Origin of the sequence: Nonomuraea jiangxiensis, assembly GCF_900099965.1 — a bacterium.
Lineage (GTDB): Bacteria > Actinomycetota > Actinomycetes > Streptosporangiales > Streptosporangiaceae > Nonomuraea > Nonomuraea jiangxiensis.
This window is the reverse complement of the sequence record NZ_FNDJ01000026.1, coordinates 24,241-50,701: the sequence shown is the minus strand read 5'-3', so window position 1 is coordinate 50,701 and position 26,461 is coordinate 24,241. Positions and strand designations below refer to the sequence as shown.

General features: G+C 68.5%; 26 protein-coding genes. 21 read left to right on the top strand and 5 right to left on the bottom strand.

Annotated features, from left to right (window positions below; all coding sequences use genetic code 11):
* Window positions 1–67: 67 nt before the first annotated feature.
* The 7 genes from BLS95_RS41195 to BLS95_RS41165 all read left to right on the top strand — a co-directional run bounded on the left by BLS95_RS41195 (window position 68) and on the right by BLS95_RS41165 (window position 10,036).
* On the top strand, window positions 68–1,174 hold the full coding sequence (locus BLS95_RS41195; protein ID WP_090944941.1) for a trypsin-like serine peptidase: 1,107 nt from the start codon (window positions 68–70) through the stop codon (window positions 1,172–1,174).
* 326 nt (window positions 1,175–1,500) lie between these two features.
* Complete coding sequence (locus BLS95_RS41190) at window positions 1,501–2,592, top strand: trypsin-like serine peptidase (protein ID WP_090944939.1); 1,092 nt, start codon at window positions 1,501–1,503, stop codon at window positions 2,590–2,592.
* A gap of 198 nt (window positions 2,593–2,790) precedes the next feature.
* Window positions 2,791–3,957, top strand: coding sequence for a trypsin-like serine peptidase (locus tag BLS95_RS41185; protein ID WP_090944936.1), 1,167 nt, complete (start codon window positions 2,791–2,793; stop codon window positions 3,955–3,957).
* A 78-nt stretch (window positions 3,958–4,035) separates the two neighbouring features.
* On the top strand, window positions 4,036–4,407 hold the full coding sequence (locus tag BLS95_RS41180; RefSeq protein WP_090944933.1) for a transposase: 372 nt from the start codon (window positions 4,036–4,038) through the stop codon (window positions 4,405–4,407).
* 409 nt (window positions 4,408–4,816) lie between these two features.
* A complete protein-coding gene (locus BLS95_RS41175; protein ID WP_090944930.1) occupies window positions 4,817–6,376 on the top strand; it encodes a trypsin-like serine peptidase in 1,560 nt (519 codons plus the stop codon).
* Between the two features lie 436 nt (window positions 6,377–6,812).
* The gene (locus BLS95_RS41170) at window positions 6,813–8,372 is read left to right on the top strand and encodes a trypsin-like serine peptidase (protein WP_090944927.1); all 1,560 of its coding nucleotides are present in this window, start codon (window positions 6,813–6,815) and stop codon (window positions 8,370–8,372) included.
* 170 nt (window positions 8,373–8,542) lie between these two features.
* A complete protein-coding gene (locus BLS95_RS41165; protein WP_090944925.1) occupies window positions 8,543–10,036 on the top strand; it encodes a trypsin-like serine peptidase in 1,494 nt (497 codons plus the stop codon).
* Window positions 10,037–10,116: 80 nt separating this feature from the next.
* On the opposite strand, the gene BLS95_RS41160 is transcribed toward BLS95_RS41165, so the two are convergent.
* A complete protein-coding gene (locus tag BLS95_RS41160; protein WP_090944922.1) occupies window positions 10,117–11,475 on the bottom strand; it encodes an NsdA family TPR-like regulatory protein in 1,359 nt (452 codons plus the stop codon).
* A gap of 219 nt (window positions 11,476–11,694) precedes the next feature.
* A complete protein-coding gene (locus tag BLS95_RS41155; protein ID WP_090944919.1) occupies window positions 11,695–12,903 on the bottom strand; it encodes an NAD(P)-dependent malic enzyme in 1,209 nt (402 codons plus the stop codon).
* A gap of 264 nt (window positions 12,904–13,167) precedes the next feature.
* On the opposite strand from BLS95_RS41155, the gene BLS95_RS41150 reads away from it, so the two are divergent.
* The 4 genes from BLS95_RS41150 to BLS95_RS41135 all read left to right on the top strand — a co-directional run bounded on the left by BLS95_RS41150 (window position 13,168) and on the right by BLS95_RS41135 (window position 16,118).
* Window positions 13,168–14,025: an ABC transporter substrate-binding protein gene (locus BLS95_RS41150; RefSeq protein ID WP_090944916.1), complete on the top strand. Its 858-nt coding sequence runs from the start codon at window positions 13,168–13,170 to the stop codon at window positions 14,023–14,025.
* Between the two features lie 3 nt (window positions 14,026–14,028).
* The gene (locus BLS95_RS41145) at window positions 14,029–14,856 is read left to right on the top strand and encodes an amino acid ABC transporter permease (RefSeq protein ID WP_090944913.1); all 828 of its coding nucleotides are present in this window, start codon (window positions 14,029–14,031) and stop codon (window positions 14,854–14,856) included.
* Window positions 14,853–15,596 (top strand): amino acid ABC transporter ATP-binding protein, encoded by a 744-nt coding sequence (locus BLS95_RS41140; protein WP_090944910.1) that lies wholly within the window; start codon window positions 14,853–14,855, stop codon window positions 15,594–15,596. The genes BLS95_RS41145 and BLS95_RS41140 overlap by 4 nt, the downstream gene beginning before the upstream one ends.
* Window positions 15,597–15,674: 78 nt before the next feature.
* Window positions 15,675–16,118, top strand: a complete 444-nt coding sequence (locus BLS95_RS41135) for a CGNR zinc finger domain-containing protein (protein WP_090944907.1) — start codon at window positions 15,675–15,677, stop codon at window positions 16,116–16,118.
* Here the strand turns inward: BLS95_RS41135 and BLS95_RS41130 are convergent.
* Window positions 16,085–16,456: a S24 family peptidase gene (locus BLS95_RS41130; RefSeq protein ID WP_281250096.1), complete on the bottom strand. Its 372-nt coding sequence runs from the start codon at window positions 16,454–16,456 to the stop codon at window positions 16,085–16,087. The two genes, BLS95_RS41135 and BLS95_RS41130, sit on opposite strands and share 34 nt — an antisense overlap.
* A 17-nt stretch (window positions 16,457–16,473) precedes the next feature.
* Here BLS95_RS41130 and sodN point away from each other — a divergent pair, with 17 nt between their 5' ends.
* The 3 genes from sodN (at window position 16,474) to BLS95_RS41115 (ending at window position 18,236) form a co-directional block, all read left to right on the top strand.
* A complete protein-coding gene (gene sodN, locus BLS95_RS41125) occupies window positions 16,474–16,875 on the top strand; it encodes a superoxide dismutase, Ni (RefSeq protein WP_090944902.1) in 402 nt (133 codons plus the stop codon).
* A gap of 129 nt (window positions 16,876–17,004) precedes the next feature.
* A complete protein-coding gene (locus BLS95_RS41120; RefSeq protein ID WP_090944899.1) occupies window positions 17,005–17,439 on the top strand; it encodes an ATP-binding protein in 435 nt (144 codons plus the stop codon).
* 17 nt (window positions 17,440–17,456) lie between these two features.
* Window positions 17,457–18,236: an RNA polymerase sigma factor SigF gene (locus tag BLS95_RS41115; protein WP_176993655.1), complete on the top strand. Its 780-nt coding sequence runs from the start codon at window positions 17,457–17,459 to the stop codon at window positions 18,234–18,236.
* Between the two features lie 111 nt (window positions 18,237–18,347).
* Here the strand turns inward: BLS95_RS41115 and BLS95_RS41110 are convergent, their stop codons facing one another.
* Window positions 18,348–18,731, bottom strand: coding sequence for a hypothetical protein (locus BLS95_RS41110; protein WP_090944896.1), 384 nt, complete (start codon window positions 18,729–18,731; stop codon window positions 18,348–18,350).
* A gap of 89 nt (window positions 18,732–18,820) precedes the next feature.
* On the opposite strand from BLS95_RS41110, the gene BLS95_RS41105 reads away from it, so the two are divergent.
* On the top strand, window positions 18,821–19,786 hold the full coding sequence (locus tag BLS95_RS41105; RefSeq protein ID WP_090944893.1) for a diacylglycerol/lipid kinase family protein: 966 nt from the start codon (window positions 18,821–18,823) through the stop codon (window positions 19,784–19,786).
* Between the two features lie 270 nt (window positions 19,787–20,056).
* Window positions 20,057–20,311, top strand: coding sequence for a WhiB family transcriptional regulator (locus tag BLS95_RS41100; protein ID WP_090944890.1), 255 nt, complete (start codon window positions 20,057–20,059; stop codon window positions 20,309–20,311).
* Between the two features lie 23 nt (window positions 20,312–20,334).
* On the opposite strand, the gene BLS95_RS41095 is transcribed toward BLS95_RS41100, so the two are convergent.
* Window positions 20,335–21,810, bottom strand: a complete 1,476-nt coding sequence (locus BLS95_RS41095; protein WP_090944887.1) for a PAS domain-containing sensor histidine kinase — start codon at window positions 21,808–21,810, stop codon at window positions 20,335–20,337.
* A gap of 469 nt (window positions 21,811–22,279) precedes the next feature.
* Here BLS95_RS41095 and BLS95_RS41090 point away from each other — a divergent pair, with 469 nt between their 5' ends.
* From BLS95_RS41090 to BLS95_RS41070, 5 genes are all read left to right on the top strand, one after another.
* Window positions 22,280–22,999: a GntR family transcriptional regulator gene (locus tag BLS95_RS41090; RefSeq protein WP_090944885.1), complete on the top strand. Its 720-nt coding sequence runs from the start codon at window positions 22,280–22,282 to the stop codon at window positions 22,997–22,999.
* 45 nt (window positions 23,000–23,044) lie between these two features.
* Window positions 23,045–23,785: a dethiobiotin synthase gene (bioD, locus tag BLS95_RS41085; protein WP_090944882.1), complete on the top strand. Its 741-nt coding sequence runs from the start codon at window positions 23,045–23,047 to the stop codon at window positions 23,783–23,785.
* A 65-nt stretch (window positions 23,786–23,850) separates the two neighbouring features.
* Window positions 23,851–25,011: a sensor histidine kinase gene (locus BLS95_RS41080; protein ID WP_090944879.1), complete on the top strand. Its 1,161-nt coding sequence runs from the start codon at window positions 23,851–23,853 to the stop codon at window positions 25,009–25,011.
* The gene (locus BLS95_RS41075; protein WP_090944876.1) at window positions 25,002–25,658 is read left to right on the top strand and encodes a response regulator transcription factor; all 657 of its coding nucleotides are present in this window, start codon (window positions 25,002–25,004) and stop codon (window positions 25,656–25,658) included. Before BLS95_RS41080 ends, BLS95_RS41075 begins: the two co-directional genes overlap by 10 nt.
* On the top strand, window positions 25,655–26,440 hold the full coding sequence (locus BLS95_RS41070; protein ID WP_090944874.1) for a DUF4097 family beta strand repeat-containing protein: 786 nt from the start codon (window positions 25,655–25,657) through the stop codon (window positions 26,438–26,440). The genes BLS95_RS41075 and BLS95_RS41070 overlap by 4 nt, the downstream gene beginning before the upstream one ends.
* The last annotated feature ends 21 nt before the right edge of the window (window positions 26,441–26,461 follow it).

Here is a 26,461-nt window from a genome sequence, read left to right as displayed (position 1 = left end):
GCACGTTTTCCTGGCCCATCGGGGCGCAGCACCCCGCGCTGGGCCGCCGAAAGCAGAGAGGAGCCCCATGCAACCCCGAGCAGGGCGCATCATGGTCCCGCTCGCCGGGCTGGTGGCCGCACTGGCCGGCCACCCCGCCGCGAGCGCGACCGCACCCCCCGACGTCGTGTCGGAGGATTCGGCCACCCCCGCCGAGCAGGCGATCCAGTTCTGGACTCCGGACCGCGTCCGGCAGGCCACCAACTACGACGACAGCCTCGATCTCTCCTCCAAGGGCGTCAAGGGCAGCGCCGGCACCCCCGACGGCCCGCCCGGATCCGTGCCGCCGACCGGCCGGGAGAAGGCGAGCGCCAAGAGGAGCAAGCAGGTCAACCTGCCGAACACGGTCGGCCGCGTGTTCTTCACGCTGCCCAGGGCCGACCCGCGCGACCCGAGAAACTGGCGTTACTGCTCGGCGAGCTCCGTGCAGGGCACGTACCGCAATCTCGTGGCGACCTCCGCCCACTGCGTCTACGACACCAGGAAGAACACCTTCTACGACAACTGGATCTTCATTCCGTCGTACTGGGACGGCAAGGGCGCCTGGGACGGCAGGGCCCCCTACGGCATTTACGCCGCCAAGACGTTCAACGCGCATGACGATTTCGTGGTGAAGGAGGACTACGACTTCGACTACGCGTTCGTCAACGTCTACAACGGCATCAAGGTCGGCTGGGAGAAGGCCGACGGCAGGTGGCGGTGGCAGGTCACCAACGCCGGCCGGCTGGGCGACAACGTCGGCGGCCAGGGCTTCACGTGGAACCGGAGCACGAAGCTGGACGTGTTCGCGTTCGGCTACCCGGCGGGCAGGCACCCCGACGGCGACAAACCGTTCACCGGCCGCACGATGAAGTTCTGCTACGGCAGGACCAAGCCGATGCCCGAGACCCGCAGGTACGACCTGCAGCAGCACGTCGGCGTCAGATGCTCCTTCACGGCCGGCGCGAGCGGCGGCCCGTTGCTCTACGGCTACAGGAGCGCGTCACGCACCGGCTACCTGGTCGGCGTCAACAGTGTGGCGTGGGACACCGACGGCAACGACCGCTACGACCACATCTCGTCGCCGTACTTCAACACCGACACCTACAAGGTCTACAAGACCGCCGCCAACCGGTGGACCGGCAACATGCCGTGACGAGTTGGCGCCCCAAGGCCCCGGCTCCCGCATGGGATCCGGGGTCTTGCGAACGCTTATGAGGGTGGCGTGCGCCACTGCGGCGGTCGCGAATGTGACGCCGAAAGCGGGGAAATTCCGTGCGCTCGGCTCGCTCGGCACACCCCCGCTGACCTGGGAAGATGTAACCGATTAATGATCATTTCGGGGTTTGTGTGGAGACTGTCTGACAGCATCCTTATAGTGCTCGGTACACCCTAGATCAGGTAACGAATCTCTATCCTGGCTGCAATAGAGTCCGTCCATCTGGAAAAATCCACCCTTACGACCCCAAAGAAAGGCATTTCATGATCCCCCGGGCCAGGCACCTGGTGGCGGCTGCGCTGAGCGCCGCGCTGCTGGTGCAGGCTGCCCTCACGGGGATCGCGAACGCCGCCCCCACCAGCAGGGTCTACGCCGTGCCGCTGGCCAAAACCGTGTCCGACGTGCAGCGGGTCGCCGAATACTGGCGGCCCGACCGGCTCCAGCGCAGCGACAGCTACATCCCGGCCACGCCCGGCGCGCAGGCCGCCCCCACGTCCGGCGCCACCGTGCCGGGCGGCCCCGTCCCCGCGGGCAAGCGGACGGGCAACCCGCACCTGCCGACGCCGGCCATGCCGAGCACGGGCACGGGCACGATGGCCAACACCATGGGCAAGGTCTTCTTCACGCTCGGGGGCAAGGAGTACTGGTGCTCCGCCAGCTCCGTCGCGGCCCCCAACCGCAGCGTGGTCGCCACGGCCGGACATTGCGTGTACGACCCGCGCCAGGCCAAGGCCGCCGAGAACTGGGTCTTCGTCCCCAACCCCCTGCCCAACGGCCAGACGCCCTTCGGCATCTACGTGGGCTCCACGATCAGCATGCACGAGGACTGGACGGGCAAGGGCGACTACGACTACGACTACGCCTTCGTGACCGTGCACCGGGGCTTCGTCTGGACGCCCAAGAACGGCAGCTGGGTCATGAAGGACGTCGGCCGACTCCAGGACAACGTGGGCGGGCTGGGGCTGGAGCTGAACAACAGGCAGCCCACGTACCAGGCCGTCGCGTTCGGCTACCCGGCGGGCGCGCAGCCGGACAGCTCCCGGCCGTTCGACGGCAAGACGCTGCGGTCGTGCACGGGCACCGTCACCCGCTGGACCCAGGCCCCCAATCTCGACCTGCAGAAGGGCGTGCAGCTGCGGCGCTGCGACTTCAGCCCCGGCGCGAGCGGCGGCCCCTGGCTGACCGGTTTCGACCAGAACCGCATGCTCGGCAACCTGACCGGCGTCAACAGCCTGACCTGGGACAGGGACGCCAAGAACTGGTACGACGCGGTGTCGTCACCGTACTTCGACACGGCCACCGGAGACGTCTACCAGCGCGCCGCCACCCAGACGACGCCGTCGAAAGTGACGTAAGTCATAACACTCTCCCTGCCGCCAGGGACGATCAGGGGAAATCCCGATCTCGGGACCGTCACGGCGAGCCCCGCGGCGGCCGGCCGGATCTCCGGCGCATACGCGCCTGCTGATCTCACGTTGTAAGTTCCGGGCTGTCCCTTTGCTGAGTTCTGGAGGTGCGCGAGGCGCCTCACGCCAGGGTAACCAGGAGTCACCTTGCAGCGAATCCTCCTTCCCGCCGGTGTCGCCGTCGTGGCCACCGGCCTGCTCACCGCCGGTCTCAGCGGCACCTCGCGGGCCTTCGGCGACATCTCCCAGGACTCCATGGCCCGCGACACGGCCGACGCGGTCTCGGTGGCCTCCTTCTGGCTGGCGTCGAACGGGGCCGCCCTGCGCTCCGCGACCCCGTACACGTGGAACGCCGGGCAGATCAGGAAGGTCGTCTCCAAGGGCGGCCACGACCCTGACGGCAAACCAGGCACCACGGCCCCGATCAGCGACTCCAGGCCCGCCGCCATCGCGGCCCAGAACGTGAACCTCCCCAAGACCGTCGGCAAGGTCTTCTTCGTCGACGGCTCCGGCAGGTTCCGCTGGTGCTCGGGCACCTCCATCCAGTCGAACTACCGCAACCTGGTCTCCACCGCCGGTCACTGCGTGTACGACACGGCCGCCGACCGGGCCGTCATGGACAAGTGGGTCTTCGTCCCCGGCTACTACCAGGGCCGCGCGCCCTGGGGCATCTACGTGGGCGAGCAGGCCTTCACCCACTACGACTTCGAGGCGTACGAGGACCACGACCGCGACTACGCCTTCGTCACCGTCTACAACGGCATCCACCTCAACGCCGCCAAGCAGGTGAACCGCCGCGACTACCAGGGCTTCACCGGTCCCAAGCGCGCGTGGGGCGGCCGGTACTACCTCCTGCTGTCCAAGGACGCGGGCCGCCTCGGCGACAACGTCGGAGGCCAGGGCTTCGCCTGGAACCAGCCCGCAGGCAGGACCGTACGCGCCTTCGGCTACCCGGCGGCCCGGCACCCCGACGGCGACAGGCCGTACGGCGGCGTGACGCCGAAGCAGTGCCACGGCAGGACCACCGCCAAGGCCCTCGGCGCCTCGTGGCTGAAGATCGAGGATCATCTCGGCCTCAAGTGCGCCGTGACCCCCGGTTTCGACGGCGGCCCCTGGCTGCTGAACTACGACAATTCCAAGCGCCTCGGTTACGTGAACGGCACCACCAGCACGTTCGCCGACCAGGACGGGAACGACCGCGTCGACTACATCACCTCCCCGTACTTCGACGGCGAGACCGAGGCCGTGTACGACGCCGCCAAGAACGTGTGGACCGACAAGATCGTCGGCCCGGACGGCGAGCTGTACCGGTAGCCCTCCCCTTCGGGGGTCGATGGGGAGATCTTTATTGGTTCCCCTGACACAGAGTATTTGCGTTGTCACGATTAGCGCATGCATCGTGGCGACCTGACGAACGCCGAGTGGGAACGGCTCGCTCCGCTGCTTCCCCCGGCCCGCGAGCGCGGGCGCCGGCGCGAGGACCCCCGTACGGCCATCAACGGAGCGCTCTACCAGGCCCGCACCGGAGCGCGCTGGCGCCATCTCCCGCACCGGTTCGGCTGCTGGGTCTCCATATACCGGCGCCACCGCCGCTGGGCCGCCGACGGCACCTGGGAGCGCCTGCTGACCGCGCTCCAAGCCTCCCCGGCGCCGCCCGCCTCCACGCCGCCCACTCCCGCGCCTGGCTGGCCGCGGTCGTCGAGCAGAGGCACACCCAGGGTCACGACGCCCCGACCCCGGAACACCCACCCCCGCCGAGGCTGACGGCCGCTCCGATGGGGCTCCAGATCCACGGCCATTCTGAGAAAACTGAACGTCAGAGCCCTCAATCTGAAGATCTCCTGTGAGATCAACCGGAATTAGACGGAGCAGCCTTCGATCCGGTTCCTGTGATCTGAGTCACGATAAGCCGACTACGCTCCGCATCCAACCACTAACGGCACTTACGTCCCAAGAACAACAACCTCGCCATGCGCTGCGAAAACGTGACCTTCCGCTCACTGTGGGCGTCGGCTCTTGACTGATAACGGAAAGGTAACGGCGGTAAGGGTGTCGACCAGATCACTTAGATCGGGTTCCACCTGCAGAGATCCTCACGCTATGTTCCTTGCCATCCCTTTACTGACGCATGGGACGCACGATGCGTCCCACGACAGAGCAAGGAGCAGTTCCCTTGAAGCGCATCCTCATCCCGGCCAGTGGCGCCCTGCTCGCCACCGGTCTTCTGGCTGCCGGCCTGGCTGGCACCGCTCAGGCTGACAGCGTCTACGCCACCAAGCAGCTGGCGAAGGACGCTGCCACCGCCAAGGCGATCGTCAACTTCTGGTCGGCGACCAACGGTGCGGCCCTGAAGGCCGCCACCCAGTCCGACATCTGGACCAAGACGGACGTCGCTCAGATGCAGAGCAAGGGCGGCTACAGCTCGGACACCAAGCCGGGCAGCACCGCTCCGATCGGCGAAGAGACCAAGAGCACCGCCAAGGTCCAGAACGTCAACATGCCGAAGACCATCGGCAAGGTGTTCTTCGTCAACAGCAAGGGCGAGAAGAAGTGGTGCTCCGCCACTTCGATCCAGTCGACCCACCGCAACCTGGTCGCGACCGCTGGTCACTGCGTCTACGACACGGCGACCAACTCCGACCTCATGGACAAGTGGGTCTTCGTCCCCGGTTACTACCAGGGCCGCGCGCCCTGGGGCATCTACGTGGGTAAGCAGGCGTTCACCCACTACGACTTCGACGTCTACGAGGACTTCGACCGCGACTACGCGTTCGTCACCGTGTACAACGGTGTCACCCTCGGCGGCGGCGAGGCCAAGCAGGTCTCCAAGGCCGAGTTCGACGCCTACAAGGGCATCAAGGACGCCAAGGACGTCGAGGTCAGCCGCGAGGAGTTCCGCAAGGGCCGCCTCGACCCCAAGACCGCCGACAGCTACTGGCGCAAGAAGGGTGAGGACGCTGAGGCGGCCGGCCCCGACTTCCCCGGTGCCGAGGTGGAGAAGGTCGAGGTCACCGAGGCTCAGTGGCGGGCCGCCAAGGCCGGCAAGGGCACGGGTCGCAAGTTCGGTGAGCCCGTCACCGAGAACGTGACCTACAACGACGCCATCGCCTACCTCCAGAAGCAGGACTCGAACTGGAAGCCGGGCCAGGCGTTCCCGAAGCCGACCGCGCAGGCTCCCGCGACCGTCAAGCTTGACCAGCGGGGCAACTCCACGATCACTCACTTCTACGTGCAGTCGTGGGTCAAGCCCGGTTCCGACGCGAAGTACTACAAGACCGTCTTCTTCATCATCGATGGCGCCGTGAAGGACGCGGGCGCCCTGGGTGACAACGTTGGTGGTCAGGGCTTCGCCTGGAACCAGCCGACCGGCAAGTACGTGCGCGTGTTCGGTTACCCGGCCGCGCCGCACCCCGACGGCAACAAGGCCTACACCGGCGTCACGCCGAAGTGGTGCTACGGCAAGACCTCCGACAAGCTCGTCGGTTCTGCCGCGAAGAAGATCGAGGAGCACCTCGCCATCAAGTGCGCCATGACCGAGGGCGCCGACGGTGGTCCGTGGCTGTACAACTACAGCAACAGCAAGCGTCTCGGCTACGTGAACGGTGTCACCAGCACCTTCAACGACCAGGACAAGAACGGTCGCGTGGACTACATCTCGTCGCCGTACTTCGACGGCGAGACGAACACGGTCTACAAGGCCGCTGCTGCCACGTACTCCGGCAAGATCCTCTAGTAGAGGCTACGAGCGGCCACAAGCCGTTCGAGTAACCGTTCCATCCGAAGGGCCCGGCATCCAGCCGGGCCCTTCGGGCTTTCTGTCCGAAATGTGAAGCGCCCTTGGACGCACGCCGCGCCCGAGCGGTGCCACGAACCGTATGTGATCTGCGTCACACCCTCTCAGGCGACCGGATCTTGACCAAACCTCCAGCCACCCAAGCCCGGCTTATCGCACCTTTATCCTGATCTGGGCAAACGGGGACGAGGCGAGTCTCCCCCGACTCCTGCGTCACAGCCTCTTAAACATCACAGAACGGTAACGCCCCGCTAGTCGCCCCATTTCCTTTCAAAGCGGCTATGCCGGTTCAAGATCGAACCTGTATGTTCCATGTCATCCCTTTACTGACGCATGGGACGCAAGAGGCGTTCCACGACAGCGCAAGGAGTTACCTGTGAAGCGCATCCTCCTCCCGGCCGGTGGCGCCGTTCTGGCCACTGGTCTTCTGGCTGCCGGCCTGGCCGGTACCGCTCAGGCCGACCCGGGCTATGCCTCGGACAAGCTCGCGAACGACGCGGCTGCCGCCAAGGCAGTCGTCGAGTTCTGGTCGGCGACCAACGGTGCGGCCCTGAAGGCCGCCACCGCCTCCGACATCTGGACCAAGACGGACGTCGCTCAGCTGCAGAGCAAGGGTGGTTACAGCTCGGACACCAAGCCGGGCACGACCGCTCCGATCGGCGAAGAGAAGAAGACCGCCGCCAAGGTGCAGAACGTCAACATGCCGAAGACCATCGGTAAGGTGTTCTTCGTCAACAGCAAGGGCGAGAAGAAGTGGTGCTCCGCCACTTCGATCCAGTCGACCTACCGCAACCTGGTCGCCACGGCCGGTCACTGTGTCTACGACACCGCGGCTGGCTCTGACGTCATGGACAAGTGGGTCTTCGTCCCGGGTTACTACCAGGGCCGTGCGCCTTGGGGCATCTACGTGGGTTACCAGGCGTTCACCCACTACGACTTCGACGTCTACGAGGACTTCGACCGCGACTACGCGTTCGTCACCGTCTTCAACGGTCTCAACCTCGGTGGCGGCACCGCCAAGAAGGTCTCCAAGGCTGAGTTCGATGCCTACAAGGGCATCAAGGACGCCAAGGACGTCGAGATCAGCCGTGAGGAGTACCGCCAGGGCCGCCTCGACCCCAAGTCCGCCGAGTACTACTGGCGTGACAAGGGCTCCGCGCCTGAGGCGTCGGGTCCGGACTTCCCGGGTGCCGAGGTGACCAAGGTTGAGGTCACCGAGGCTGAGTACAACGCCGCCAGGGCGGGCCAGGGCAACGGTCGCAAGTTCGGTGCGCCTGAGACCGAGAACGTGACCTACAACCAGGCTCTTGCTTACATCCTCAAGCAGAAGCCGGACTGGAAGGCTGGCGACCCGCTCCCGGCGCCGACCAAGGAAGCTCCCGCCACCATCAAGCTCGACCGGCAGGGCAACGCCACCATCACGCACTTCTACGTGCAGCAGTGGTACAAGCCCGGCAAGGACACCAAGTACTTCAAGACCGTCTTCTTCATCATCGAAGGCGCCGTGAAGGACGCGGGTCGTCTGGGCGACAACGTCGGTGGTCAGGGCTTCTCCTGGAACCAGCCCACCAAGAAGACGGTGCGGGTGTTCGGTTACCCGGCGCTGCCCCACCCCGACGGCAACAAGGCCTACACCGGTGTTACGCCGAAGTGGTGCTACGGCCCGACCTCCGACAAGCTCGTCGGCTCCGCGGCGAAGAAGATCGAGGAGCACGTCGCGCTGAAGTGCGCCATGACTGAGGGCGCCGACGGTGGTCCGTGGCTGCTCAACTACAACAACGGCAAGCGTCTCGGTTACGTGAACGGTGTCACCAGCACCTTCAACGACCAGGACAAGAACGGTCGCGTGGACTACATCTCGTCGCCGTACTTCGACGGCGAGACGAACACCGTCTACCGCGCCGCTGCCGCTTCGTGGTCCCCCAAGCTTTTCTAGTAGGGGACAGCGACCGGCTGTAACCGGTTAGCGGTCTGCTTCATCCGATGGGCTCGGCATCCAGCCGGGCCCATTCGGCTTTTCAGTGAAAATTTATATCTTTCGACACCAGAGTGACCGATGTGTCGATAGGGTTTTTTACACCCGATTTGACAACAGTGGAGCCTCCTGTGAAGCGCCTGCTCATCCCCCTAGCCGTCGCCGGCCTCAGTGCCGCCATACTCGTCCAGCCCGCCACCGCCGCACCGAAATGGGCGAAAGACGACCTCCTCCCCAAGCCTTCCGACGCGTACAGCGCCGCCTACTTCTGGCTCGAGTCGAACGGAGCAGCGCTACGCAAGGCCACCCAGTACAGCCTGGACACCAAGGACGTGCCCAAGCTGGTGTCAACGGGAAGCAAGGGTGCCCCCGACGGCAAGCCCGGCATGACAGGCCCGACCACCAACCCCAAGCCGGTCACCTCCAAGAACGTCAACCTGCCCAAGACCATCGGCAAGGTCTTCTTCCGCGGCACCGACGGCAAGTACCACTGGTGCTCGGCCACGTCCATCCAGGCCAGGAACCGTAACCTGGTCGCCACGGCGGGGCAGTGCGTCTTCGCCGACGGCAAGGACGACGTGTACGACAAGTGGATCTTCGTGCCCGGCTACTACCAGGGCAACGCCCCGTGGGGCGTCTACGTCGGCGCGTACGCCTTCACCGCCTACGACCTCGACACCTACGACGACTACGACGGCGACTTCGCCTTCGTCGCGGTGCACAACGGCTTCTCCCTGGCGAAGGACAAGCGGGTCACGGCCAAGGAGTTCAAGGCCTGGGGCGGCGACAAGTGGGTCAAGCCCCGCGAGATCACCGCCGCGGAATTCGGCAAGTGCCGGCTGGAGCTCGGCGACTGCTGGTCCGAGGGCAAGGACGCGCCCGGGGACCTGGTCGGTCCCGACTTCCCCGGCGCCGTGCTGGAGAAGGTTGAGGTCAACAAGGACGCCTACACCGCGGCCAGGGCCGGCAAGGGCCAGGGCCGCAAGTTCGGCGAGCCGGTCGTGGAGCAGGTCACCCAGCCGCAGTGGGCGGCCTACAAGGGCCTCGGCGAGAAGGGCACCGGGCCCGACAAGCTGGGCAACTACACCATCACCCACTACTACACCCAGAAGTGGGTCAAGCCCGGTACGTCCCGCAAGTACTTCGTGGCGGACTACTACATCGGCGTCGCCACCGACCGCGGCCGCCTCGGTGACGTCGTCGGCGGCCAGGGCGTGGCCTGGAACCAGCCCCTGGGCCAGCAGGTGGTGGCCTTCGGCTACCCGGCCGACCCGCACCCGGACGGCGACAAGGCGTTCACCGGCCTCACCCCCAAGTGGTGCGCGGGCAAGACCAGCACCAAGTCGACCCAGATCAACACGTTCAAGGTCGAGACCCACCAGACGCTCAAGTGCACCATGACCGGCGGCGCCACCGGCGGCCCCTGGCTCATGAAGTACGACAACAGCAAGCGCACCGGCTACGTCAACGGCGTGACGAGCCTGTTCGCCGACACCGACGAGAACAACCGGATCGACACCATCAGCTCCGCCATCTTCGACGGAGAGGTGGCCGACGTCTACAACAAGGCGAACTACGCCGCCACGAAGTCGATCGTGGGCCCCAACGGCGAGCTGCTCAAGTAGATCGGGACAACGGGAAGGCCCGGGAGGCACGAAGCCTCCCGGGCCTTCCCGTTGCGCGGCCCGGCGTCCGGGCCGGTCTTTCACGCGCTGGTGAGCTCCCGCGTGTGTTCGCGCAGCGCCAGCACGGGCCGCTCCTTCTTGTACGGCTCCAGCCGCCGCCGCAGATCGGCCACGTAGGACCGCGACCGGGCCGACTGCAGGTCACCGGCCAGCGTGAAGGCGCTGGCCGCCGCCACACAGGCCTCCTCCAGCTCCCCGCTCTGCAGCAGCCCCGCGGCCAGCAGCGACAGATTGAACATGCGCCCGCGGACGTAGCGGGAGTCCATGTCGAGCGAGCGCCGCGCCATGTGCACGGTCCGCTCGCCCTCCCCCAGGTCCCGGAAACAGTGGGCGAACTTGGCCGACAGGTAGGCCTCGTCGAAGTAGCTCAGCCACCCGGGCTCCTCGGCGGGCCTGCGGGCCTCGAAGGCGCGCTCGGCCGCCTGCAGGGCGCCGCCGCAGGAGCGGGCGTCGCCCAGTCCCGCGTGGGCGTGGGCCTCCAGGACGTGCGCGGAGGCCAGCAGCGTGTGGACGCCGGCCCGGCGGGCCGCCAGCTGGGCGGCCCTGGCCAGGTCGAGCGCATGGGCCGGCTGGCCCATGTAGACGGCCTGGTGTGCCATGCCGGCCAGGATCTCGCCGCCCAGGGTGTGGTCGTCGGCGCCCCTGGCCAGGCGCAGGGCCTGGATCAGGTAGCGCTGGGCGAGCCCGTGCTGCTCCATGTCGTAGGCCATCCACCCCGCCAGGCGGGTCAGCTCGGCGGCCGCGGCGGCCAACCGGCGGCCGGTGGAATCGCCGTACGAGCCGTCCTTGAGCAGAGGCGAGACGGCGGTGTCGAGGTATTTGACCACCGACGAGCGGACCCGTCCGCTGCCGAAACGGTTGTCGAGCTCACCGAACGAGCGGGTGACCTCTTGGATGGCGGCGATGTCCGCGCGGCCCACCCGCCGCGTGCCCCTGCCGCCAGGGCGTCCCTCTGAAGGGCACGTCAACCAGCGCACGGCTCCGATGGAGCCTGCTCCTATCGCGAACGTGGAGTCGATCAGAAACCTCCGTCTTTCCACGTCGGCCCGCCACAGCGCCGTCACGGTCGCGACCCCCTCCTGCCACGTGTGCGTGAACTCCTGTCCGAGATCGAGGGGTGTGATGCTCGCCGGCATTCCCAGGTCCTCCGAGGTCACCGGCCGGCCCAGCCGCAGTGCGAAGATCTCCCTGAGCAGGCCGGGCACCGGATCACGCGGCCTCTGACCACCGATCCAGCGCAGAACCGAGCTGTGGTCGTATTTGAGGCCCGGGGTGCCGCGTGCAGCGCCCAGATCGTTGAGGCGCCTGGCCAATCCCTTGTGGGAGAACCCCGCCTCCGCGATGAGCTGCTGCAGCAGTCGATTAGGCTCGCGTTCCATCGCTCTCCTCGTCACAGGAGTGGGCGCCCACATCCCTTACAGAGAGCTACAGTTATAGCACCTTGGGTAAAGGTTTTATGGCAGTTCCCAAAGAGCATCCCAACTCCATCCCGCCGCCGTCGCGGGCCGTGCCCGCGGTCAGGCTTGAGGCACAAAGCAAGGAGCGAGGGCCGAAAGGGCCCTCGCTCCGGCGGGTCAGCGGGTCAGTGGGTCAGCGGGTCAGCGGCGGGCGACGCCGTCCGTCTTGGCCTGGGCGGCCACGGCGGCGGAGACTGCGGGCGCGACCCGCTCGTCGAACGGGCTGGGGATGATGTACGTCGCCGAGAGCTCGTCGCCGACGACGTCCGCCAGCGCACCGGCCGCGGCCACCTTCATGTTCTCGGTGATCGCGGTGGCCCGCACGTCCAGCGCGCCACGGAAGACCCCGGGAAAGGCCAGCACGTTGTTGATCTGGTTGGGGAAGTCGGAGCGCCCGGTGGCCACCACCTTGGCGTGCCTGGCGGCCACCTCCGGGTGCACCTCCGGCGTCGGGTTGGACAGCGCGAACACGATGGCGTCCGGCGCCATGGAGGCGATGGCCTGCTCGGAGAGGGTGGACCCGGACAGCCCCACGAACACGTCGGCGCCCGCCAGGGCCTCTTCCGTGGAGCCGGTGCGGCCCGCGCGGTTGGTGTCGCGGGCGAGGGCCTCCTTGACCGGGTTGAGGTCCTCCCGGCCCTGGTAGATCATGCCCTTGGAGTCGGAGACCGCGATGTCGCCGATGCCGGCCTCCAGCAGGATGCGGGTGACCGCGACGCCCGACGCGCCCGCGCCTGCCACGACGGCGCGCAGGTCGCCGAGCGGGCGGCCGGTCAGGCGGGCGGCGTTCTGCAGGGCGGCGAGCGTCACGATGGCCGTGCCGTGCTGGTCGTCGTGGAAGACGGGGATGTCGAGCAGCTCGCGCAGCCGGTCCTCGACCTCGAAGCAGCGCGGGGCGCTGATGTCCTCCAGGTTGACGCCGCCGAACGACGGCGCGAGGCGCACGACGGTCTCGACGATCGCGTCCACGTCGGTGCAGTCGAGGCAGAGGGGCACGGCGTCGACGTTGGCGAACTCCTTGAACAGCAGCGCCTTGCCCTCCATGACCGGCATGGCGGCCGAGGGGCCGATGTCGCCGAGGCCGAGCACGGCGGTGCCGTCGGTGACCACGGCGACCACGTTGGAGACCCAGGTGTAGTCCTGGGCCAGCGCGGGCGTGTCGGCTATGGCGGTGCAGACCCGGGCGACGCCGGGGGTGTAGGCGAGCGAGAGGTCGTCCGCGTCGCGAACGGAAACGGTGGAGCGAACCTCGATCTTGCCACCGCGATGCAGCGCGAAGGCCGGGTCGAGATCGAGTGAATCAACGGAAGCAGAAGCGGGCTTGGCAGCCACAGCGACCCCTGTAGTCATCGGGAGCGGAAGAAACCTTCGGCGGGACGATCGCGGCGAGCGGGCTGGCTTCGGTAGCTGCCAGAACTCCCTCGTCGGCCGTCTCCGAGGGGGATCGGGGGTCACCCGTCCGCCCATCTTGCCACATGGTGAGATGGTGTCGGTCTCGCCCCCGACGCCGTTCCGTTGACGCATCGTTAAATGTCCGATGACGGACCGCCGCTAAACCCCATTTAAACTGCACAAAACGCAACTTTCTGGCATTTAACAACGAGGAGGCCATACATGGCCCTCAGCCCCAAAGGCCGCCGTGGCTACGCCGCCGGCGCGCTCGCCCTGACCGCCGCCCTCGCGCTGAGCGCGTGCGGCAGCGACACCGGCTCGAGCTCCGGCACCACCAGCGCGAGCGCCTCCGCGGCCGGTGGCGGCGTCAAGCTGGTCGAGCCCGGCAAGCTCACGGTCTGCACGAACATCCCTTACGAGCCGTTCCAGTTCCAGGACGCGAGCGGGAAGATCGTCGGGTTCGACGTCGACATCGTGGACCTGGCGGCGAAGAAGCTCGGTGTGACCCAGAACATCGTGGACATCGACTTCGCGGTGATCAAGAGTGGTGCGGCGATGGCCGCCGGCAAGTGCGACGTGGCCGCCGCCGGCATGACCATCACCCCCGAGCGCCAGCAGAACATCGACTTCTCCGTCCCCTACTTCGACGCCACGCAGGCGCTGCTGGCCAAGAAGGGCACGGGGGCCAAGTCACTGGAGGACGTGAAGGCCAAGAACCTCAAGCTCGGCGCCCAGGCCAGCACCACCGGCCTGTCGTACGCCCAGGAGAAGGGCTTCGACCCCACCGAGTACGCCGACTCCTCCAAGGAGCTGCTGGCCCTGCAGGCCGGGCAGGCCGACGTCATCATCCAGGACCTGCCCGTCGTGCTGACCTGGCTGAAGAAGCCCGACGTCGCGGCGAAGTTCGAGCTGATCGCCAGCCTGAACACCGGCGAGCAGTACGGCATCGGCCTCAAGAAGGGCGCCGACCCGGTGCTGCTCAAGACGATCAACGACGAGATCACCAAGGCCAAGTCCGACGGCACCTACGAGAAGATCTTCATGAAGTGGTTCGACAAGAAGCCCGGCGAGCTGGGCTGATCCATGGCCGACCAGCCCAAGACGGCTGAGCCCGCCCGCGGCGGGCTCAGCCCCCGGAAAAGACAGCAGATCAGCCGGGGCATCCAGTACGTCGTCCTGGTGGTGGCGCTCGTCGCCGTCGCGCTGTTCGCCGACTGGGGCAGCCTGGCCCAGAACTTCGCCAAGCTCGACGTCGCCCGCGAATCGCTGCCCGAGCTGTTCACGGTCGCGCTACGCAACACGATCATCTACGCGGTGGGCGGATTCGTCTTCTCGTTCGTGCTCGGGCTGCTGCTCGCTCTCATGCGGCTCTCGCAGGTCGGGCCCTACCGCTGGATCGCGATCATCTACATCGAGATCTTCCGCGGCCTCCCCGCGCTGCTGATCTTCCTGATGATCGTGTTCATGCCGCTGGCGCTGTCCGGGTTCGAGGTGCCCGGCGGCACGTACGGCCAGGGCATCCTGGGGCTGGGCCTGATCGGGGCGGCCTACCAGGCCGAGGTCTTCCGCGCGGGCCTGCAGGCCGTGCCCAAGGGCCAGACGGAGGCGGCCAGGTCGCTCGGCATGTCCGCCACCAGGGCCCAGATCACCGTGGTGATCCCGCAGGCCATCCGGATGGTCATCCCGCCGACCACCAACCAGTTCGTGGCCCTGCTGAAGGACTCCTCGCTGGTGTTCTTCCTGGGTGTCTCCGGCCAGTACGTCGAGCTGGCCAAGTTCGGCAACGACCAGGCCTCCCAGCACGCCAACGCCACGCCCATCCTGGTCGCCGGCATCACATACCTGATCGTCACGATCCCGCTGGGCTACCTCGCGTCCCGGCTGGAGGGACGTAAGGGAAGGACACGATGACGCACGCCATCGAGCTGCAGGACCTGCACAAACGCTTCGGCCAGAACGAGGTGCTCAAGGGCATCGACCTCACGGTCGACCCCGGCCAGGTGGTCTGCGTCATCGGCCCGTCGGGCTCGGGCAAGTCCACCCTGCTGCGCTGCGTGAACCTGCTGGAGCAGCCCACCAAGGGCAAGGTCTACGTCCAGGGCGTCGAGCTCACCGACCGCGACGTGGACATCGACGCCGTCCGCCGGCACATCGGCATGGTGTTCCAGCAGTTCAACCTCTTCCCGCACATGACCGCGCTGCAGAACGTGATGATCGCCCAGCAGCGGGTGCTGAAGCGGAGCAAGACCGACGCCGAGGTCATCGCCAGGGAAAATCTCGACAAGGTCGGCGTCAGCGACAAGTGCGACTCCCTGCCCGGGCAGCTCTCGGGCGGGCAGCAGCAGCGGGTGGCCATCGCCAGGGCGCTGGCCATGAACCCGGACCTGATGCTGTTCGACGAGCCCACCTCCGCGCTCGACCCCGAGCTGGTCGGCGACGTGCTCACGGTCATGCGCAAGCTGGCCGAGGAGGGGATGACCATGCTCGTGGTCACCCATGAGATGGGCTTCGCCCGCCAGGTGGCCGACCGGGTGGTGTTCATGGACGGCGGTGTCGTCGTCGAGGACGGCGTCCCGGCCCAGGTCATCGGCGACCCTCAGCACGAACGCACCCGTACGTTCCTGCACCGCGTCCTGCACCCCGAGGAGTAGCCGTACGGCGGCGGGCCGGCACCCCGCCGCCACGGCGCCGCCCCCGCTCCTGCCCCCGTTCTGGTGTAATAGATCCGCATGGATCTGACCTCTTACGCCGAGTGGGCAGTCCGGCTGGTCAACGATCCCGACCCGCCGCCCGAGCTCCGGCGGCTGCGCGACGAGCTCGCCGCCGTGTTCGACGCGGCCGCGGTGTCCGACGCGGCCGGCGCCGAGCAGGCCGTGGCCGCGCTGCTCAACGCCCTGCTGGTGCGTTATCCCGTACGCCCGCAGCTCACGGACCACGACGGCCGCTGGCACCTGCACCTGGCCCCGGACGTCGCCGCCGGAGCCGTGATGGGCCTGGCCGCGGTCGTGGCCGAGCTGGGCGTGGACCGGTTCGGCCGGTGCCGGGAGCCGCACTGTGGCCAGGCGTTCCTGGACACCTCCTCCAACCGCTCCCGCCGCTACTGCTCGGCCCGCTGCGCCAGCCGGGCCAACGTCGCCGCCTACCGCGCCCGGCGGCGTACCAACGGCCAGTAGCGCAGCACGACGCGCCCGACGATGTCGTGGACCGGGCCGAAGTCCCAGCTGTCGCGCCGCCCGCTGGCCCGCTGGTTGTCGCTCTCCAGCCACCAGCCGTCCGCGCCGTGCCACTGCGCCCGTTTCACGATGAGCTGATCGGGATCGCCCGGGAGTCTGGCCACCACGAGGTCGCCCGGGTGGACGGCGGCTCCCCGCCGAACCAGCAGCCAGTCCCCCGGAACCAGTGCGGGACGCATGGAATCGCCCTCGACACGTACCCTCATGGGCTGAGACCCCCTACTCCTCAGGTGTTCGGACCCGAGTAAGGTCGGTTGTGGACCAAGCTGAATCAGCATCAAGGAAGGACTTTCTGATGCTCGCACGACTGCTACGACCCAAGCATGTCGCTTCCGCACACTGCGACCTGCCTTGTGGGGTCTACGACCCCGCCCAGGCCCGCATCGAGGCGGAGTCGGTCAAAGCGATCATGGAGAAGTACGCGGGCAACGAGGACCCGGTCTTCCGCGCCCGTGCGCTGACCATCAAGGAGGAGCGGGCCGAGCTGGTCAAGCACCACCTGTGGGTGCTGTGGACCGACTACTTCAAGCCGCCGCACCTGGAGCAGTACCCGCAGCTCCACCAGCTCTTCTGGGACGCCACGAAGCTCGCGGGCGCCGCCGGCGCCAAGGGCACGGTCGACGTCTCCAAGGCGGAGGACCTGCTGGGCAAGATCGACGAAATCTCCAAGATCTTCTGGGAGACCAAGGCCGCCTAAATCGGCACATAAGGCTCTGTGTGGTAAGGGACCGCACAGAGCCTTTTCCGTTGTTGGCGAGTCTGATTCGTCCAAGCACCGCTCAGGGGCGGTAAGTTGCAGTTGGCGTCGGATACCGCGAGGAGGAACGTGACCGAGGAAACCGAGACGCGCGCGGAGGGCGTGGCGGGCATCCGCGACGTGGTGAGCATCAGGCTCCCCGCCGCAAGCGCTTACCTGTCTGTGCTGCGTACGGCTACCGCCGGGCTGGCGGCGCGGCTGGACTTCACGCTCGACGAGATCGAGGATCTGCGGATCGCGGTCGACGAGGCGTGCGCCATGCTGCTGAGCGAGGCGGTGCCCGGCACCGACCTGACCGCCGAGTTCGAGCTGACCGGTCAGGAGATGCAGGTCAGCGTCGAAGTGGCGACGGTCGGAAGCTCCGCGCCCAAGCGCGATGACTTCGCCTGGATGGTGCTCACCGCCCTCGCGGATGAGGTGGACGCGGTGGCGCCCTCCCCAGGCTCCCCCGACACGATGGCGATCGTCCTGCGTAAGCGCCGAGGCGCGGCGAGGCCGGCGTGACGGAAAGGACTGGAGCCATGGCCACCAGCGAACACGCCGTGCCCGACAGGGTGCGGGCCCGGATCCTCTTCGCCGAGTTGGCCGAGCTGGGCCCCGAGGAGCCGCGTCGCCAGCGCATCAGGGACGAGCTGGTGGAGCTCCACCTTCCCCTGGTCGAATACCTGGCCCGCCGGTTTCGCAACAGGGGCGAGTGGCTCGACGACCTGACCCAGGTCGCCACCATCGGACTGATCAAGTCCATCGACCGTTTCGATCTCAACCGCGGGGTGGAGTTCTCCACCTACGCGACGCCCACCATCGTCGGCGAGATCAAACGTCACTTCCGCGACAAGGGCTGGGCCGTGCGCGTGCCGCGCAGGCTGCAGGAGCTCAAGCTCTCGCTGACCAAGGCGATAAGCGATCTGTCGCAGCGCGAGGGCCGGGCGCCGACGGTGGCGGAGCTGGCCTCCTACCTCAAGATGACCGAGGAGGAGGTGCTGGAGGGGCTGGAGTCGGCCAACGCCTACTCGACCGTCTCCCTCGACGCGCCCGACTCCGGCGACGACGACGCCCCCGCGGTGTCCGACTCGCTCGGCATCGTGGACGAGTCGCTGGAGGGCGTCGAATATCGCGAGTCGCTCAAGCCGCTGCTGGAGCGCCTGCCGCCGCGGGAGAAGCGCATCCTGCTGCTGCGGTTCTTCGGCAACATGACGCAGTCGCAGATCGCCACCGAGCTGGGCATCTCGCAGATGCACGTCTCACGCCTGCTCGCCCGCACGCTCGCCCAGCTGCGCGAGGGCCTGACCGCGGACGACTGAGCCCTCACGGGAGCGGAGACTGACCGCGTGGACTGAGCCCTCGCGGGAGCGGAGTCCGACCGCGGACGGCTGAGCCCTCGCGGGCGTGGAGCCCGGTCGCCGACGATCGGGCTATCCGTCGCCGTAGAGGGCGTGGGTGGTGGGGGGCGCCAGCAGGGTCGCCAGCCCGGCCACGGCGACCACGATCAGCGGGACGCCGAGCTGCGGCTGGCCCGACTGGATGAGCGTGACGGCGACGGGCAGCATGAAGATCTGGGCCAGCACGGCGGGCGACCTCCCCCACCGCTCCACCCTGAACAGCCCGCCCAGGGCCACCCAGAGCAGTCCGGCGCCGATCAGCACCCCGAACCCCGCCTCCGCGAGGCCGGTCATCCGATCCACCGGAGACCCCATCAGGGACTCCACGCCGACGAAGACTCCGAGCCCGAGCGCTGTCAGGCCCTCCAGCGCGACGACTGCGGCGGCGATGACCAGGGTCAGCGGGCGATGGTTCACGCCCCGTACCCTACTGCTCCTGACGGAGGATGCGGGAAATAGGACGTTCGGCCGATAAGGCGACAACGATCACCGGCTACGCTGGCGCTATGCGCGCAATGCTGCTGGTCAATCCCAAGGCCACCACCACAAACGCTCGCACGCGTGACGTGTTGATCCGCGCGTTCGGCGCGGCCGTGCGGCTCACCGTCGAGGAGACCCGCTACCGGGGCCACGCGGCGGCGCTGGCCGCCACCGCCCGCGCCAAGGGATACGACGTGGTGGCCGTGCTCGGCGGCGACGGCACGATCAACGAGACCGTCAACGGCCTGCTCAACCCGGTCGACGGCGGCGAGATCCCGCGGGGCGCCGACCCGAGTGCCACCCGGCCCGCGCTCGTCGTCATCCCCGGCGGCAGCGCCAACGTCTTCGCCCGCGCGCTCGGGTTGCCGAACGACCCGGTGGAGTCCACCGGCGCCGTGCTGGAGGCGCTCAGGGACAACCGGCGCAGGACCGTGGGCCTGGGGCAGGCCCTCTGGGAGGGGGAGAGCCGCTACTTCACGTTCTGCTCGGGCCTGGGATACGACGCCGAGGTCATACGGGCCGTGGAGGGCCTGCGGGGCAGCGGCCGGAAGGCTACCCCCGCGCGGTATGTGAACACCGCTCTACGGCACTATCTGGCCACGGACAAACGGCATCCTGCGATGCGCCTGACGGGTCCCGGCATCCCGGCCGCCGAGGGGATCTTCATGGCGATCATCACCAACACCTCACCGTGGACCTACGTGGGCGGCCGGCCGGTGACCCCGACCCCGTGGGCCAGTTTCGAGACCGGGCTCGATCTGCTGGGGCTGCAGCGCATGGGGCCCCTGGCGGTCGCCCGGATGATCCGGCGCATTCTCACGGAGAGTGAGGCCCTTCCGTCCGGCCGGCACCTCGTACAGCTCCACGACGAGGCCGAGTTCACGCTCACCGCCGAGCGGCCGGTGGCCTTCCAACTGGACGGCGACTACCTGGGCGAACGCGAAACCGTAACATTCCGGTCTACACCGAACGCATTACAAGTTTTGGTCTAGATAGTTACATTCGGTCATTGTGTGACGCATCCGACAGCCATAACAGCCAAAACTTCCCGCCAACCCTCTTGCGTGCACTCAGCGTGGCTGACAGGCTCAACACTGACGTCGGAACGTAGGACCTTTAACAACCCCAAGGGTCCTCCCGACGGCCGCGGGGAGGCCCGGTCCTTACAGGATCCGGGTTCTTGTTCGCACAGGTTAGTGAAAGTCTTCACAAAGTAGCCGCACGGAGCCGACCAGAGGCTCCATCTACTAAGGAGTGGACGCATGGACTGGCGCCACCGAGCTGCCTGCCGTGACGTGGACCCCGAGCTGTTCTTCCCGATCGGCAACTCCGGCCCCGCGCTCATGCAGATCGAGGAGGCCAAGCAGGTCTGCCGTTCGTGCTCGGCCATCGACGCGTGCCTGAAGTGGGCGCTGGAGTCCGGCCAGGACGCCGGTGTCTGGGGCGGTCTGAGCGAGGACGAGCGCCGGGCGCTCAAGCGCCGCTCCGCCCGTGCCCGCGCCCGCGCCACCGCCTGACCCAGCCGGAGCGACCGGCCCGGTCAGGCCGGCGGGAGCGGAAGCGGGATGGACAGGGCGACCTCGGTACCGCCTTCCAGGCGCGGCTCGATCGAGAGCCGGCCCGACAGCTCCCCTTCCACCAGCGTACGGACGATCTGCAGCCCCAGACTGGTGGAGGTCTCGAGATCGAAGCCGGGGGGCAGGCCACGGCCGTCGTCCCTCACGATGACGTTCAGCCGGCCGAGTGCCGCGTCCACCAGCACCTCCAGCCGCTTGGGCCGCCCGTGCTGCAACGCGTTCTGCAACAGCTCCGTCAGTGCCATGGCGAGCGGCGTGGCGATGAGCGAGGGCAGGACACCGAACTCTCCCATCCGGCGCGGCATGACGGCCACCTCGGGCGCCGACACCTCGCCGGCCATCGCGATCACGCGGTCGGCGATCTCGTCGAAGTCCACGAACTCCTCCGGTGCATGAGAGAGCGTCTCGTGCACGATCGCGATCGACCCCACCCGGCGTACCGCCTCCTCCAGCGCCTCCCGTCCCTCGGGCACCTGCAGCCGCCTGGCCTGCAGCCTGAGCAGGGCGGCCACGGTCTGCAGGTTGTTCTTCACCCGGTGGTGGATCTCGCGGATGGTGGCGTCCTTGGTCATCAGCTCGCGCTCGCGCCTGCGCAGCTCCGTCACGTCCCTGATGAGCACCAGCGCGCCGATCCGCCCGCCGCCGACGATCAGCGGAATGGCTCTGAGCTGCACGATCGTGCCGCCGGACTCGACCTCGGTCTCCTTGGCGGCCCGGCCGCTGGCCACGATCATGAGGTCTTCGTTGATCGGCTCGTCGGAGTAGCACAGCGTCGCCGTGACCCGGCCGAGCTCGGCCCCCACCAGGTCGGCGTGCAGGCCGAGCCGGCGGTAGGCGGACAGGGCGTTCGGGGAGGCATAGGTGACGCGGCCGGCCCGATCGAGCCTGAGCAGGCCGTCGCCGACGCGGGGCGAACGGACCAGGATCGGCTCCTCGCCGGAGAACGGGAAGCGGCCCTCGGCCACCATCTGCGCCAGGTCCGAGGCGCTCTGCAGATAGGTCAGCTCCAGGCGGGAGGGGGTGCGGGCGGAGGAGAGGTTGGTGGAGCGCTGGATCACGGCCAGGAAGCGCCCCTCGCCGTTCTCCACGGCCCTGCGCACCGGGATGGTCTCCTCGCGGACCGGGACGCCGGTGGACCAGTCGGGATCGCCCTCGCGGCAGATGCGGCGCTCGTGCCAGGCGGTGTCGATGAGCTGGCGCTCGCCCTTGGCGGCCACGCTGCCCACGATGTCGTCGTGGTAGACCGTCGGGCCCGTCGTGGGGCGCATCTGGGCGATGGCGATCCAGCCGTTCTCCCCCAGCAGCGGCGCCCACAGGATGAGATCGGCGAAGGACAGGTCGGCCAGCAGCTGCCAGTCGGAGACGAGCGAGTGCAGCCAGTCGAGGTCGGCTTCGTCGAGCGCGGTGTGGCGGGCGACCAGGTCGCTGAGAGTCGGCACGACTGCATCATGCGTGCTTTCCCCCGCGACAACCAAACCGGTCCCCGGACGTGCGGGCACGCCGGGAACGCGCGCCCCCGGCCGCCCCTCGCACAGTGACGACAAATCAGGCTTTGTTCTCCGAATGGTTCCTTTTCCGAAATCTCATATTGTGAAAACCATCACACTGCCGAACGGGCTCAGATCCGGGATGGGGCTGTGCCGGGCATGCCGGAGGTGATCTACACGGGCGGGTGGTTCCTCCGCGACACGGCGCGTGTACCGGCCTCGGTTGTGATCGAGCGCGTCCCTGTCGATATCCTTCACAATCAACCTGAGCTGCCCGGATCCACGCGTGCCAGGGGCCGCACGCGCTCGGTGCCGGACGGCCGCCCGGGTCCGCGGTTGACCGCTCGGGCCGAAGTGAGTTCCGATGATCTCGCGGTGATCAGACACGCCTCACCGCCGTGGCAGAAGTGAAGGTGAGCGCGTGACAGACGACAGCCCCCGCGTACCGAAGTACTACGACGTCAAACGCAGCCTGCTTGAGCTCACCAAGTCCCTCTCGCCGGGCACCGCGCTGCCTCCGGAGCGCACGCTGGCCGTACGTTTCGAGACCTCGCGCACCACGGTCAGGCAGGCGCTGACGGAGCTGGTCGTGGAGGGGCGGCTGCTGCGCATCCAGGGCAAGGGCACCTTCGTGGCCCAGCCGAAGGTGGCGCAGGTGCTGCAGCTCACCTCGTACATCGGGGACCTGCGCACCGCGGGCCTGGAGCCGGACACCAAGATCCTGGAGATCGGCTACATCACCGCGGACGAGACGCTGGCGCGCCGCCTGGCCATCAACCCCGGCGGGCGGGTGCTGCGCATCCACCGCCTGCGGCTGGCCAACGGGGAGCCGGTCTCGATCGATACGACCCACCTGTCCGCGCGCCGCTTCCCCCGGCTGCGGCGGGAGCTGGAAGTGCACGCCTCGCTGTACGAGACCCTGCACAACGCCTACAACGTACGGCTCACGGACGCCGAGGAGATCATCGAGACCGTCCTCGCCACCCCGTACGACGCCAAGGCCCTCGGCGTGGACGTCGGCCTGCCGATGCTGCTGCTCACCCGGCACGCCTTCGACGCCGACGGCAACCCCGTCGAGTGGGCGCAGTCGCTCTACCGCGGCGACCGCTACAAATTCGTCACCCGCCTGCGCCGCCCCTGAAGGGTCACGGCCGGTCGGGCCGCGCCGCACTCCTACGCTTGAATCATGAGCGTCCTCGTCGTCACAGGCACCGATACGGGAGTGGGCAAGACCGTGGTGGCGGCGGCGCTCACGACCCTGGCGCTGGCGCGCGGCGCCCCGGCGGCCATGGTCAAGCCCGCCCAGACCGGGACGGACCCGGATGCCGCGGGCGACGTCGACCAGGTGATCCGCCTGTCGGGGGTCACGACGACCTTCGAGCTCCGCCGGTTCGCCGACCCGCTCTCCCCGGCCGCCGCCGCCAGGGCCGCGGGCGTGCCGCCGGTGTCCCTGGAGGAGGCCGCACGGCTGGTGCGGGAGCTGGCCGGGTGCCACCGGCTCGTGGTCGTGGAGGGCACCGGCGGGCTGCTGGAGCGGTTCGACGAGGACGGCGCGACGATCGCGGACCTGGCCCGCTCGCTGGGCGCGCAGGTGCTCGTGGTGGCCGGCACCGGGGCGGGTGCGGTCAACCACGCCGCGCTCACCCTGGAGGCGCTCGCCCATCGCGGGCTGGAGCCGGCCGGGCTCGTCATCGGGCGGTGGCCCGGCGTGCCGGGGCCCGTCGCGCGGAGCTGCGTGGCCGATCTGGAGATGCTGGCGGCCCGGCCGCTGGCGGGCGCGCTGCCGGACGGGGCGGGCCGGCTCGGCGGGCAGGCGTTCGCCGAGGTGGCCCGGACGGGGCTGAGCGCCTCGCTGGGAGGCGCTTTCGACGCGGCGGAGTTCAGGCGGCGGCTCCGCCTGCCGCCGCCTGGGGCGGGGTGGGGCTAGCCCCACCCTCCATCGGCACACCAAACCCATTTCGCGTCCTCCATGCGGCTCAATACGGTTGAGGTATGAAAGTCCCCCGCCCATGGTCGGCCCGCGCCTGGCTCGACACGGCCCACGTGATGATCGGGCTGCCGGTCGCCATGGTGTTCGGCGGGCTGACGCTTCTCCTGGCCGTGATCCCTCCGCTGCTGCGGCTCGGCCTGCCCCGGTTCAGCGGGGTGCAGCGGTCCAGGTTCGAGGCGTTCCTCGGGGTGCGCATCCCGCCCGTACGCTCCCCCAGCCAGTGGCGCAGGGCGACCACCTGGCGGCAGATCGGCTACCACCTGCTCTCCCCGCTGGTGAGCTCTGTGGCGGCGTTCCTGGTGGCGCTGTCGTGGGGCGGGGCCGTGGTGGGGCTGCTGGCGTTCCTGGGGCCGAATATGCAGCCGCCGCCGCTGGAGTTCATGTTCGACCTGCGGGACGAAAAAATCCTGGCCGCCTACATCCTGATCGGATTCGCGCTGCTGCTGCTCGCGCCCGTCCTGGCCCGGGGCATGGCGGCGCTGGACCTCTCGGTGGCGCGCACGCTGCTCGGGCCCAGCCGTTCCGAGCTGGGACACCGGATCGAGACCCTGACCGAGAGCCGGGCCGGCGTGATCGACGCGGCCGACGCCGAGCGCCGCAGGATCGAGCGCGACCTGCATGACGGCGCCCAGCAGCGGCTCGTCTCCCTCGCCATGAACCTCGGCCTGGCCAGGGCCACCCTGACCGACCTGCCGGAGCCGGCCCGCGAAGCGATCGAGCAGGCGCACGAGGAGGCGAAGCAGGCGCTCAAGGAGCTGCGCGACTTCGTCCGCGGGCTGCATCCGGCCGTCCTCAACGACCAGGGCCTGGACGCGGCGCTGTCCGGCGTCGCCGCCCGGGCCCCCTTCCCCGTCAAGCTGCGCGTCGACATCGATCGGCGGGCCTCCCCCACTATCGAGGCGGTGGCGTTCTTCGTCGTGTCCGAAGCACTGACCAACATCGCCAAGCACGCCGCGGCCACCCGGGCCGAGGTGGGCGTGCGGCGCGAGCGGGACCGCCTGCACCTGCTGGTTCACGACGACGGCTGCGGCGGTGCCCGGCTGGACGGCGGCACCGGCCTGCGCGGCCTGGCCCAGCGCATCGACTCGGTGGACGGGTCGCTCAAGCTGTCCAGCCCGCTCGGCGGGCCCACGACGATCGAGGTGGAGCTGCCGTGCGAGTAGTGCTCGCCGAGGACTCCGTGCTGCTGCGCGAGGGCCTGATCAGGCTGCTGGACGCGGCCGGCATGGAGGTGGTGGCGGCCGTGGACGAGGCCGAGGGGCTGCTGCGCGCGGTCGAGGAGCACCGTCCCGAGCTGGTCATCACGGACGTCAGGATGCCGCCCACGCACACCGACGAGGGCCTGCGGGCGGCGCTGGTGCTGCGCCGCCAGCATCCCGCCTTGGCGGTCCTGGTGCTCTCCCAGTACGTCGAGGAGCGCTACGCGGCCCGGCTGCTGGCCTCCGCCGCGACCGGTGGCGTCGGCTACCTGCTCAAGGATCGGGTGGCGGACGTGACCGAGTTCATCGACGCGCTGCGCCGGGTGGCCTCGGGCGGCACCGCGCTCGACCCGGAGGTGGTCGCCCAGCTCCTGGTGCGCGGCAACAGCGACCCGCTCGAACGCCTGACTCCGCGCGAGCAGGAGGTGCTCTCGCTGATGGCGGAGGGCCGCTCCAACGCCGGTATCAGCCAGGCCCTGGTGCTCAGCGAGGGGGCGGTGGGCAAGCACATCGGCAACATCTTCGCCAAGCTCCACCTGTCCCCCGCGGAGGGCGACCACCGGCGGGTGCTGGCGGTGCTGCGGTTCCTCAAGATCAGAAGCCTGCCATGAGGGCGGCCTGGCTGGCCTCCGGCGCCGTGGCGACGCTGATCGCGCTCATGACGTCCACGGCCCTGCTCTGGGGCCTGTTCGCCCACGCGGAGCCGCCGGTGACCCGGCAGTCGCGGGCCATCCCCTTCGCCCGGGACGACGTGCGGATCCAGGTCGGCAAGGGCCACGTCAACGTGTCCATCGAGCCCGGCGAGGCCGGTGAGCTGCTGGTCTTCCGGGAACTGCGCTGGTCGGCGGACCGGCCGACGGTCACGGAGACCTGGGAGGAGCACAGCGGGACCCTGCGGCTCGACGCGGAGTGCCACAACTCCGACCAGCCGGACGGCCCGCTCTGCGTGGCCGACTACTCGCTGTTCGTGCCGCCGGAGACCCGCGTCGAGGCCGGCACGGCCTCCGGCGCGCTCAACGTCAACCGCCTCTTCGGCGGCCTGCGCCTGACCTCGCTCTCCGGCGACGTCAACATCCACGACGTCGCCGGCTCCGTCTGGGTCAGAACCGGCACGGGCAACGTCATCGCCGACCGCCTCAACGGCGAGGAGGCCGACGTGGAGGTCGGCTCGGGAGACGTGCACCTGCGCTTCCGCGAGCCGCCGACGAAGGTCAGGGCCGTGGTCAGGACATCGGGCAACGTCGGCCTGACCGTGCCCGACCTCCCCTACGGCCTGACGGTGCGGGCGGCCGACAGCATCATGAACGTCCACAGGGACGACCGGTCGCCCCGGCAGATCACCGCCACGGCCCCCACAGGCGTCGTCACGGTGACGGTGGTACACCGCCCTTGAAATCTGTTTACTCTTGTGACC